Genomic DNA, 10,668 nt, shown 5'->3' on the forward strand with positions numbered 1-10,668 from the left:
CCCGCCCATAACCCAAACGTCCCGCGCCCCACGGCCGTTCCCCGCCAACTCAACCCGAAAGAGTGCCAGTTCAGGGGTGGTGCGCCCGGATCGGCCTACCGCCGCGCGCCCCGGGGTAGGGCTGCGCCGTCAAAGGGGGTGCTTCGGCGCGCCCTCCTCCCGTTCAGAGGTCCGTACGGGAGGCATCGGTATCGGGAGAGGCCACCAACGGTGACGCAGTCACAGCCGCAGCCCACGTCGTACGCCCGGCCCGCAGCGCACCCCGCGCCGCGGCACCGGGCCCCAGCCCACCCCGCGGCCCCGCACCCCACGCCACCGCCCCAGGCACAAGCCGAGCCGCACCCCACTCCGGAGCCCAAGCCGCAGCCCCAGGCACCCTCCGCCGCGCGCCCCAACGGCCAGCCCTTCACCCTCCCCCGCTTCTACATGCCGCACCCGGCCCGGCTGAACCCGCACCTGGAGGCCGCCCGGGCGCACTCCAAGCAGTGGGCCCGGGAGATGAACATGCTGGAAGGTTCCGGCATCTGGGAGGAGCGCGACCTCGACGCCCACGACTACGCGCTGCTCTGCGCGTACACCCACCCCGACGCGTCCGAGGAGGCGCTGAACCTCGTCACCGACTGGTACGTCTGGGTCTTCTTCTTCGACGACCACTTCTTGGAGAAGTTCAAGCGGACGCTGGACCGGGAGGGCGGCAAGGCGTACCTCGACCGGCTGCCGATGTTCATGCCGATGGACCTGTCCACGCCCGTCCCGGAGCCGACCAACCAGGTGGAGGCGGGGCTCGCGGACCTGTGGGCGCGCACCGTGCCCGCGATGTCCCTGGACTGGCGCGCCCGTTTCGCCGAGAGCACCGAGCACCTGCTCAACGAATCCCTCTGGGAACTCTCCAACATCAACATCAACCGCGTCCCCAACCCCGTCGAGTACATCGAGATGCGCCGCAAGGTGGGCGGCGCCCCCTGGTCGGCCGGGCTGGTCGAGTACGCCACCGGCGCCGAGGTCCCGGCCGCGGTCGCCGGCTCCCGCCCCCTGCGGGTCCTCAAGGACACCTTCTCGGACGGCGTCCACCTGCGGAACGACCTCTTCTCGTACCAGCGGGAGACCGAGGACGAGGGCGAGCTGAGCAACGGCGTCCTGGTGCTGGAGACGTTCCTGGACTGCACCACCCAGGAGGCCGCGGAGGCGGTCAACGACCTGATCACCTCCCGGCTCCAGCAGTTCGAGGACACCGTCTTCACCGAACTGCCGGCGCTCTTCGCCGACACCGGCCTGGACCCGGCCGGCTGCGCCGCGGTGCTCGCCTACGCCAAGGGCCTCCAGGACTGGCAGTCCGGCGGCCACGAATGGCATATGCGCTCCAGCCGCTACATGAACGGGGGCGGGGCGGGCGCGCCCGGTGGCGCCGCGGCCCCGTGGTCGCCGCTGGTCTTCGGCGGCCTGGGCACGCAGGGGCTGGCCGGCGCCCTGGCCGGCGGCGTACCGGGCCCGGGGACCTCGGCCCTGGACCTGCCGTCCCTCCTGGCCATCGGCACCCGCCAGCGCCTCAGGCGCCGCACCCACGTGTCCCACCAGAAGGTCGGCCCGTCCCAACTCCCCGACTTCTACATGCCCTTCACCACCACCCTCAGCCCTCACCTGGAGGCGGCCCGCCGCAACACCGTCACCTGGGCGCGCCGGATGGGCATGCTGCACCCGCAGCCGGGCGTACCGCTCTCCGACATCTGGGACGAGGACGCGCTCGTCCGCTTCGACTTCGCGCTGTGCGCGGCCGGCCTCCACCCGGACGCCACCCTCGAACAGCTCGACCTCGGCACCCAGTGGCTGACCTGGGGCACGTACGCCGACGACTACTACCCGGCGGTCTTCGGCCGCTCCCGGGACGTGGCGGGCGCGGTGGCCACCACCAAGCGCCTGTCCGCCCTGATGCCCCTGGACGCCGCCACCCCCGCCCCCGAGCCGGCCAACGCCCTCGAACGCGGCCTGGCCGACCTCTGGGCCCGGACGTCCGGCCCCATGGCCCCGGACGCCCGCCGCTCCTTCAAGCAGGCCGTGGACACCATGGTCTCCAGCTGGCTCTGGGAGCTGGACAACCAGGTCCAGCACCGCATCCCGGACCCGGTCGACTACATCGAGATGCGCCGCGCCACCTTCGGCTCCGACCTCACCATGAGCCTCAGCCGGCTCGGCCACGGCCGCCAGGTGCCGCCGGAGATCTACCGCAGCGGCCCGATGCGCTCCCTGGAGAACGCCGCCGCCGACTACGCCTGCCTGCTCAACGACGTCTTCTCGTACCAGAAGGAGATCGAGTACGAGGGCGAGGTCCACAACGCCCTCCTGGTCGTCCAGAACTTCTTCGACTGCGACTACCCGGCCGCGCTGGCCATCGTCCACGACCTGATGACCTCCCGCATGCGCGAATTCCAGCACGTCGCCGCCAACCAACTCCCCATCCTCTACGACGACTTCGGCCTCACCGCCGACGCCCGCGCCACCCTCGACGGCTACGTCCGCGAACTCCAGAACTGGCTCGCCGGCATCCTCACCTGGCACCAGGACTGCCGCCGCTACCGCTCCGAATACCTCCGCCACCAGCCCGGCACCCCCGGCTGGCTCCCGGGCCCAACGGGCCTGGGGACGTCGTCGTTGGGAGTCGCGGCCCTACGGGGCGGGGGGCACGAGGGCGTGGGGGTGGCGGGGCGGTAACAGGAGCACGGCGGGGCTCTCCGGCGCCGAGCACATCGGCCGGTGCGTCAGCAACCATCGGCACTGAACGGAGCCCCATGCCGTGCCCGAGTGGAGTTTCACCCTCCGCATCGATCAGGCCCTCACGCCCGTGCCGCCCGACCTCATCGTCGCCGACTGCGCACTACGGCTCGCCGACGCCCTCGAAGGCACGGACGTCCCGCCGGGGACGCTCCCGCTCCCTGGGGCTGCCGGCGGCTTAGCGATGGCCCTGCGGCGGGCGGCCTGCTCTCCGCCCGCCCCCGGGCGCCGCACCGGCTCGCGGCCGCCTACCGCCGGTTCGGACAGCCATACCCGGGGCGGAACCGGTGCGGGCGGCCGTCCGCATCCCGGCGCGGATGGTTCACCTGATCAGGGAGGCGTGCGATGCCGTCGAGCGTTCCGACGTTCGCTGAGATGATCGCCGGGTGCACCGCATCGGCCGTGCACCTGGAGATGCGCGACGTCTACGCCGTGGACTACGAGAAGGGGCCGTTCGCGGACTGGAGGCGAGGCTTCCGGCACGATCCGGCGGACCGGGCCTCGTGGTGGCGGCCCTGGCTCGACGTGGTCCAGGAGGCCGTGTCCCGCGGCGTCGTCGTGCGACGGGCCCGGATCGTCTCCGAGCCGGTCAGCGAGTACACCCGGTTCCTGTACGACGGCACGTTCACCAACGCTGCCGCGGGCGAGCAGGTGCGCTGGCTGCCGCGTCGCCGGGCATCGGACCTCGCGCTGCCGGGCAACGGTTTCTGGCTGTTCGACGGGCGGGTGGTCCGTTGGAACCACTTCGAGGGGGACGGCACTTCGGGCGGGCCGGAGGTCAGGGCGGACCCGGCTGCGGCCAATCTGTGCGCCGAAGCGTTCCAGGGCGTATGGTCGCGAGCCGTCCCGCACGACCAGTACGAGATCCGCTGACAGAAGGTACCGGCCGGCCTGCTCATGCCCCGCTCTCCGTCCTCCTCGGCGCAGGCGGCCCGCGAAGCGATCGCGCGGCGGCTGCGTGAGCTGCGGAAGAGGGCCGGGCTGACGGTGACCGAACTGGCGGGCCGGTGCGGGTGGCACCACGCGACCGCCTGGTGTCGATCGAACTGGCCTCCGCCCGAGTAAGAATCACGCAGCCCGCCGAAATCGCCCTGTACCTCAAGGCATTCGAGCGCCTGCGTGCCCTGGCCGTCTACGGCGCGGCCGCGCGCGCCCTCGTCGCGCGGGCCGTGGAGGTGTTGGACTGACTGCCGTTCACACGGATATTCGTGAGGGCGGGAAAGAGTCCCAGGCATCGCCGAGGTGGGCAGGTGGCCTCGTCCCGCCGGTGGGGCGTGTGCTTCCGGGGCGACTCACGCGAGGCTGATGTCGGCCTGGTGAGATGTTCACGAGTTCCGGCGGCTCTCGGCCTTCTTCGCGGGCCGAGTGTTCAGGACGTGGGCGCGTCCAGCTTCGGCTTCCGCTTCACGTCGGCCACCTTCACGTCCTCCGTCTCCGGAGCCCCGAACGCTTCGGTGATCACCCCGCTGCTGGTGCCGGTGACCTCCAAAGCCAAGTGGCCGCCCATCATGCGCAAGTCGATCCTTGCCCGGGGCGCGCCCGCATGGTTCGGCATCTGGTGAATCCGCGACGCCGGGTAGCCCAGGTCCGACAGCGTCTTGCGCATCGCCTGGTAGCTGATCGCCTTCGTGTTCTCGAACGCCTTGCTGACGCGCTCGGCGTGCGCCTTGCCGCTGCACTTCTCGGTACCGGTCAGCGGCACCTCCTTGGCCGGAGGCTTGGGCCCGGTGGAGTCAGAGGCCGGCTTCGACGGCGCGGGGTCGTCCACGGGGACCGGTATCTTCCCGGCGGCGTCCGGAGTTCCTGGCGGGGTCTCGCCCGGTCCGTACTTCGGCGCCGGCGAAGCCGATCCGCCCGGCAGCTCGTCGGGCTCGGGCCCGCCACCGCCGCCGTTGCCGTTGGGGGCCTGGGGAGCACAGCCCTGCCCCACGCGGGTCATCAACGAGAGGAACCGCCCCTCCGGCCCGTTGTCGCTCGGCGGGCCACCCGGCCGGGCTGTCGCGGAGACGGCGCCGGCCGCAGGGGTCTCATCGGTATTGGCGCTCCGGGCGCCGCAGCCGGCCAGGACGACGCAGCCGAGGGCAGCCATCAGCACAGGTCTCGTCAGAGGTCTTCGTCGCATGCACGGAACATGCATGACCCTGAACGCCGCGCACATGAGTAGGGGTACTCATCCGATGCCACCCGTCCTCACGAACATCGGCTCTGACCGTGTCGCCGTTCTGAGAGACGCGGGAGTCGGGACCGGTGGCGCGGCCGCTACTTCGGGCACGCGTGTGCGTGCCGGTAGATCACCGCGGGCGGGCCGGAGGGGCGTTCGACCTGACCTCGGCGAGTCAGGTCGAATGCCTGGAGCGGTGCCCTGCACGCCGAGCACCGCTGGCCCTTGGGCGCGTAGGTCGCGTACTCCCACGTCACCTCGGCCGTTTCCGTGCGGTTCATGCTGTTCGGGCTGTTCGCCATTCCGCCGACCTCCCCGGATTGAACTGTCCGAGGCTCATCGTGCTGGGAATCGCGAGAGTTTCTCTAGCTGGTTTCCCGTTCCCTCAAGAAGTCGTCCCGTATTCCCTCGACCAACGTCCGCATTTCCTCTTGTGTGACGGCTAGGCGCTCGAATCCCTCGAACTTGGTCGCGTAACGCACAATGTCTCGGGGCTCTGTGGTGGTGACCTCGGCGTGCGGGATCTCGACGATGACCAGCCGGTTGTCGAGGAGCGTGAAGGAGCAGCTTGGCAGGTCTGTCATGGGGGCCGACAGCGGTACGATGCCAATGCTGATATTCGGCATCCTGGACATGGTGATGAGCTTGTCCAGCTGGGCGGCCATCATGGCAGGCGACACGATACGCCACCTGAGAACCGACTCGGTGATGACAAAGCGGTAGCTGCGCTTCTCGTCGTAAAGGGCTTCTTGCCGGCGCATGCGGGCGCTCATCATTTTCTCCAGGGCTTCGGGTGTGTATCCGTGCCTGCTCAACACGGCACGCACATACTCCGGTGACTGGAGCAGTCCGGGAACGCATACGGGCTGAAAAAGCCGCATGAGTTCCGTCTGGGCCTCGATGGCCCGGATCTCTTCTTGATGCTTGTGCAGCCCGCTGCGGCGGTACAGGCGCCAAGCGGTCACTTCCGTGGCGGCCTTGCGCGCGTCCTCGGTGAGGCGGGCCTTGACCTCCGCGGGGACCTCCAAGGCCGTGAGGACGCGCTCAACGTCCATCACGCTGGGAGTCAGTGCCTCGCGTTCGATCTTGCTCAGTTTGCTCGGAGACATGGCGGCGCTGCGGGCGACTGCCTTGGCCGGTTTTCCGCTGGCCGCGCGCAGTTCCCGCAGCGCTCTGCCGATGCTGATTTCGTTCACTCCGGCTTGTGCCGGGCCCACCATTCGGTGAACGGTGTCGCGAGGTCCATGGCGGTGTCCCGCCGCTCCAGCCATTCCTGCGTCTGCCTCTCGGGTACGACCTCGGCCCCCAGGAACTCGCCGGCGTCCCCGTAGTTCATGGACACCACGACCTTCTCATCGAACGCCCAGAAGTCCGGAACCCCTTCCAGCGGATTGGGCTGTTCCGTGGTGTCCAGGATGAAGAACTCCTCCCCGGCTTCCTGGTTCCGGAGGTAGCCCCACCCCAGCTCGAATCGCAGATAGTCGCTCAAGGGGCGGTCGAGGATGTGCACCCGGTACATGCGCTTACCGGCCTGGGTGGCTTCGCGCACCGTGGTGACCCAGCCAGCCGTCCGGTAGCTCTCCGGCTGAGGCTCGCCGGCGAGAAACGCCCTGTAGGCTTCCACGCCGCCCGACTTGCTGTAGTCGTCCAAGGTTTCGAGCCGGAACGCCTCCCGCTCGAATTCGACGAACAGTTTCCCGAAGTCGTCAGGTGAGATGTTCACGAGCCACCCTCTTCAGCAGCGCCATAGGGATGCGGACCACGGTTTCGTTCTCGGGTAAGCCGATGGTGGCCAGGGCCTCCGCATCGTTCACCTTGAAGCCCTGCACCAGCACGTGTTCGGTGCCCACCATTTCCCACACGGTCGGGCACGGTCCTTCGTCGCAGTCGCTGGCGAGCTGCCTGAGCTTCATCGGCTGACCCCCTGTCGGTTGGCGTCCTGCTTGATGCTTCCGAGGCTGTGGGCCGGAGGTCAAGGGATCACAGTTGAGAGAACGGGAAACGGAGGCCAGCCGTTGCTGGTTCAGTCGTTCTTCAGTGCCGCTATGAACGAGGCCCAAGCCCTGGCGGTGACGATGACCTGGGGGCCGGTGACGTTCTTGCTGTCGCGTATGGCTGTGGCGCCCGGGGCGAGTTGGGTTAGTTCTACGCAGTCGCCCCCGGTGTCGCTGTAGCTGCTCTTGCGCCATGCGGCGGTGTCGAGGTTCGGTGTGCCCATTGCTCGCTGCCTTTCGAGGTTTCCGCTGCTACAGGTCATTACGCACCTTGGCGGTCAGGGCCAGGCTGTCTTCAGGGTCCAGGGCGACCGACTGAAGCGCGTCGAAGATGACGGCATACTCCGACGTTTGCTCGAACGTCTCCATGTAGGTCATCCCTGTGCGGTGCTCGACGGAAACCACGTCGGGATAGGCGGGATTCGGGAAGCTGAACAGCACGAACGAGCCGTTGAGCCCTGCGTGGGCCCCAGCCCGGTCGGGAATGATGCGCAGTTCGATGCCGTCTCTGCGGGCCATCGTCTCCAGATGGGCGAGTTGCTTGCGCATCGTCTCCCGGCCACCTACTTGGACGCGCAGTGCTGCTTCACTCTCAATGATGCACAGCCGGGGCGGGTCGGCCCGGTCCAGGAACTCCTGTCGCCTTATGCGCGCTTCCAGTAGTGCTTCCACTCCCTCCTCCCCGAGGTTGGAGGGACGGGCGGAGAGTACGGCCCGGGCGTAGTCGGGCGTCTGCAGCAACCCGGTGATCAGGACTCCCTGGTACGACCGGATGCACGAAGCGGTCTCCTCGTAGTGGACGAGGTCCCTTATCGATGGGCGGACGAGGGCCGCGCGGCGCAGCCAGTCTGGTTCGCGGCGTCGGCGAGCCAGCTCCACCATGCCGTCGACTTCGGCGGGATCGTCCACTTCGTAGAACGACAGCAGGTCGCGTAGTTCGCCGAGGGAGATGCCGAGGCGGGCGTTCTCGATTCGGTTGATCTTCGTGCGGTGGCAGCCGATGCGTTCGGCGGCTTCTTCCGGGGTCTTTCCCGCCTGCTCCCTGAACTCCACCAGCTTCGCGGCAAGGCGGCGCCGCCACACCGGCGGTTGCGTCCCGGCCATGAGGGCCCCCTCTCGACGTGTGCGTACGCAGAACCCTAGCCCCTGAGCGCCTAGTTGGGACAAGTTCCAATTGGTCGGTTGCAATCTGGCGGCGTTCGGAGCAGTCTGGTTCCCGTAGTCACTCGCCGTGTCGGTTCGGTCACCGGCGTGTGATCTCTCGACTCCGTCATGCGCATCAAGGGGATAGCCATGTCCGCCACGCGCTCGGCCCGTAGCAGCTCGACTTGCCGCCGTGGGTGCGGCCGACGTCGCCTACCGCATACCGAGTGAGCCCCGTAGCGCGGGGTGGGTGCGCGGGGAGTTGCGGCGGCAGCTGCGGAAGTGGGGCATCGGGGGCGAACTCGTATGTGTCGCAGAGCTGTTGGTGACCGAGTTGGTTGCCAACGCAGTGCGGGCGCAGGCGGGGAGCGGTGCGGCCTGGGTCGGCGTCCGGTTCGTGGTCGCGGGTGGACGGCTGCGGCTGGAAGTGCGCGACGGGAGTGCGGAGGTGCCGGTGGTGAAGGACGAGGTGGAGGAGGACGCGGAATGCGGTCGTGGGCTGGTGCTCGTGGACGCCTTGGCAGGTGGTTGGGGCGTGGAAGCGGACGGCATCGGAAAGGTCGTCTGGGCCGAGTTGGCCGTGGTGGGGGCGGTGTGAGGTACCGGGCGGAGGTGACGGTGCGGTGTCCGGACGGGGTGGCGATCGGGCTCGGCGGGCTGGCCTCGTCCTCGCCGCGCCGGGCCGTGGGCTGGGTGCGGCGGCGGGCGCTGGCACGTGGCGGAGCAGTTGGGGGTCCCGTACGAGGGCGGGGTGCGGGCCTGGATGGAGGGGTTAGGGGAGTTCGACGGGGCGGTGGCTGCGCTGGTCGGCGGAAGTGCCGTGGCGCTGACGGTGGTTGACGGGGACGGGTGCGCGTACGCGTTGGTGGCGCGGCCGGTCGTCGCGGAGCTGGAGGCGGCGGCGTGACGCGGGGGCTGAGCCTGGGGACGCCGGGGATCTGGTGCGAGCGGGTGGTGTACCGGTCGCCGGACGCGGACGCGGATGCCGTCGCGTCGTGGGTGACGCTCGCGGTGGACAGTCCGGTGCGGGCGGCGCGGGCGATCGGGGCGGACGCGCGGCGGATGGCCGGCGGGTTGCCCGGGCGGGCGCGGCGGCGGGCCCTGTGGGAGGTGGAGGGCGGCGGGCGCGTAGGGGCCGTGGCCGCGTTGCACCGGGGAGAGCCGTGCGGGCTGGCGCTCGACTGCGGTGGGGTGTGGGTGGAGTGGTCCGCCCGGCCGGTGCTTTTCTGGCGGTGGTGAGTCGCACGGGGGCCCGGTGCCCGTTGGACGGGGCTGAGGGGTCGGTGGGGTTCGGCCGGCCGTTGCGGGCGCCGGGCGGGTAGCGGGTGCCTGGTGGTTGGGGCGGGGGGGGCGGCCTGCTTTCCGCCCACCCCGGGGCAGCGGGCGGGAGCCTCCGCGTCGCTGCCGGTCCAACCGGCCGGTGCCGGTGGTCAGTTGGGGCGTCGGGATGCCAGGCGGGCCAGGAGCCGGGCCCGGTGGCCCTCGTTGCGGGCGAGTTCGATGGCGGTCCAGGCGAGGGCTAGGCCGCCGTCGAGGAGGGCGCGGTCGGCGCCGGGGGTGGTGCCGTGGCGGGTGAAGTCGGGGTTGTGCATGAGGGCGCCGGCGGAGTCGTAGCCGATCATGGGGTGGATGGTGGGGATGAGGTGCGAGACGTTGCCCATGTCGGTGGAGCCGCCGCGCAGGGACGGGTCGCGGGGCGGGACGGTGCGGCCCAGGGCGGTCGCGGCGGCGGCGTAGAGGGCGGACATCTCCGCGTCCTGGCGGAGGTCGGCGTAGTCGTTGCCGACCGGGGTGAGGGTCAGTTCGGCGCCGGTGGCCAGCGCGCCGGCCTCGAAGCAGGCGCGGATACGGGACTGGAGTTCGCGCAGGTCGGCGAGGGTTTCGGCGCGGCAGTCGTAGGACGCGGTGGTGCGGCCGGGGATGACGTTGGACGCTTCGCCGCCGGAGGTGGTGATGCCGTGGACGGCGCCGCCGGGGACCATCTGCTGGCGGTGGGCGGCGATCGCGACCTGGGCGATCATCAGGGCGTCGGCGGCGTTGACGCCGCGGTGCGGGGCGGCCGCGGCGTGCGCGGTGCGGCCGGCGTAGGCGACCTCCCAGCTGCTGATGGCCAGGGACGTCATGCCGATGGCGTCGGTCGGGGCGGCGTGCACCATCATCGCGGCCGCCACGTCGTCGAAGGCGCCGCCGCGCAGCAGGTCCACCTTGCCGCCGCCGGACTCCTCGGCGGGGGTGCCGATCAGCTTGACGGTGAGGCCGAGTTCGTCCGCCACGGGCGCGAGGGCGAGGGCGGCGGCGGTGGCCGCGGCGCCGTTGACGTTGTGGCCGCAGGCGTGGCCGATGCCGGGCAGCGCGTCGTACTCCGCGCAGACGCCGATCACCAGGTCGCCGGAGCCGGCGGTGGCGGTGAACGCGGTGGGCAGATCGCAGACGCCGCGGACGACGTCGAAGCCGGCCCGTTCGGCGAGGTCGGCGATCTTGCGGGCGGAGCGGTGCTCCTCGTAGGCGAGTTCGGGCTCGGCGTGGAGGCTGTGGCTGAGGGCTATGAGGTCGTCGCGGTGGGTGGTGAGGGTGGTGCGGGAGAGGTGGTGGAGGGGGGTGAGG

13 protein-coding genes and 1 pseudogene are annotated in these 10,668 nt (G+C 70.4%); 7 read left to right on the plus strand and 7 right to left on the minus strand.

Annotation, left to right across the window (positions count from 1 at the left end; translation table 11 throughout):
- Window positions 1–426: 426 nt before the first annotated feature.
- The 4 genes and pseudogenes from ADL22_RS07420 to ADL22_RS07430 all read left to right on the plus strand — a co-directional run.
- Entirely contained in the window at window positions 427–2,706 is a 2,280-nt protein-coding gene (locus ADL22_RS07420; RefSeq protein WP_066974956.1) for a terpene synthase family protein, read from the plus strand.
- 405 nt (window positions 2,707–3,111) lie between these two features.
- Window positions 3,112–3,639: a DUF6879 family protein gene (locus ADL22_RS07425; RefSeq protein ID WP_066974958.1), complete on the plus strand. Its 528-nt coding sequence runs from the start codon at window positions 3,112–3,114 to the stop codon at window positions 3,637–3,639.
- A 24-nt stretch (window positions 3,640–3,663) separates the two neighbouring features.
- Window positions 3,664–3,831: a helix-turn-helix domain-containing protein gene (locus ADL22_RS34545; RefSeq protein WP_234430583.1), complete on the plus strand. Its 168-nt coding sequence runs from the start codon at window positions 3,664–3,666 to the stop codon at window positions 3,829–3,831.
- Window positions 3,792–3,953, plus strand: a pseudogene (locus ADL22_RS07430) (transcriptional regulator); the annotation flags it as partial. The gene ADL22_RS34545 and the pseudogene ADL22_RS07430, both read left to right, overlap by 40 nt.
- 182 nt (window positions 3,954–4,135) lie before the next feature.
- Here the strand turns inward: ADL22_RS07430 and ADL22_RS07435 are convergent.
- The 6 genes from ADL22_RS07435 to ADL22_RS07455 form a co-directional block, all read right to left on the minus strand.
- Window positions 4,136–4,855 (minus strand): hypothetical protein, encoded by a 720-nt coding sequence (locus ADL22_RS07435; RefSeq protein ID WP_159048594.1) that lies wholly within the window; start codon window positions 4,853–4,855, stop codon window positions 4,136–4,138.
- Window positions 4,856–5,292: 437 nt separating this feature from the next.
- The gene (locus tag ADL22_RS07440; protein ID WP_079063909.1) at window positions 5,293–6,123 is read right to left on the minus strand and encodes a helix-turn-helix domain-containing protein; all 831 of its coding nucleotides are present in this window, start codon (window positions 6,121–6,123) and stop codon (window positions 5,293–5,295) included.
- The gene (locus ADL22_RS07445) at window positions 6,120–6,650 is read right to left on the minus strand and encodes a DUF6879 family protein (RefSeq protein WP_066974964.1); all 531 of its coding nucleotides are present in this window, start codon (window positions 6,648–6,650) and stop codon (window positions 6,120–6,122) included. The genes ADL22_RS07440 and ADL22_RS07445 overlap by 4 nt, the downstream gene beginning before the upstream one ends.
- Entirely contained in the window at window positions 6,634–6,840 is a 207-nt protein-coding gene (locus tag ADL22_RS07450) for a hypothetical protein (protein ID WP_066974966.1), read from the minus strand. Before ADL22_RS07450 ends, ADL22_RS07445 begins: the two co-directional genes overlap by 17 nt.
- A 110-nt stretch (window positions 6,841–6,950) precedes the next feature.
- The gene (locus ADL22_RS33610; protein ID WP_079063910.1) at window positions 6,951–7,145 is read right to left on the minus strand and encodes a DUF397 domain-containing protein; all 195 of its coding nucleotides are present in this window, start codon (window positions 7,143–7,145) and stop codon (window positions 6,951–6,953) included.
- Window positions 7,146–7,173: 28 nt separating this feature from the next.
- Window positions 7,174–8,025, minus strand: a complete 852-nt coding sequence (locus ADL22_RS07455; RefSeq protein ID WP_066974968.1) for a helix-turn-helix domain-containing protein — start codon at window positions 8,023–8,025, stop codon at window positions 7,174–7,176.
- A gap of 289 nt (window positions 8,026–8,314) precedes the next feature.
- On the opposite strand from ADL22_RS07455, the gene ADL22_RS07460 reads away from it, so the two are divergent.
- The 3 genes from ADL22_RS07460 (at window position 8,315) to ADL22_RS07470 (ending at window position 9,303) form a co-directional block, all read left to right on the plus strand.
- Window positions 8,315–8,662 (plus strand): ATP-binding protein, encoded by a 348-nt coding sequence (locus tag ADL22_RS07460; RefSeq protein ID WP_234430585.1) that lies wholly within the window; start codon window positions 8,315–8,317, stop codon window positions 8,660–8,662.
- A gap of 117 nt (window positions 8,663–8,779) precedes the next feature.
- A complete protein-coding gene (locus ADL22_RS07465) occupies window positions 8,780–8,971 on the plus strand; it encodes a hypothetical protein (protein WP_066974972.1) in 192 nt (63 codons plus the stop codon).
- The gene (locus ADL22_RS07470; protein WP_066974973.1) at window positions 8,968–9,303 is read left to right on the plus strand and encodes a hypothetical protein; all 336 of its coding nucleotides are present in this window, start codon (window positions 8,968–8,970) and stop codon (window positions 9,301–9,303) included. The genes ADL22_RS07465 and ADL22_RS07470 overlap by 4 nt, the downstream gene beginning before the upstream one ends.
- A gap of 191 nt (window positions 9,304–9,494) precedes the next feature.
- Here the strand turns inward: ADL22_RS07470 and ADL22_RS07475 are convergent.
- The coding region (locus ADL22_RS07475) for an amidohydrolase (protein ID WP_234430584.1) at window positions 9,495–10,668 on the minus strand (1,174 nt) is incomplete at its 5' end.

Origin of the sequence: Streptomyces sp. NRRL F-4489 (genome assembly GCF_001509485.1) — a bacterium.
Lineage (GTDB): Bacteria > Actinomycetota > Actinomycetes > Streptomycetales > Streptomycetaceae > Streptomyces.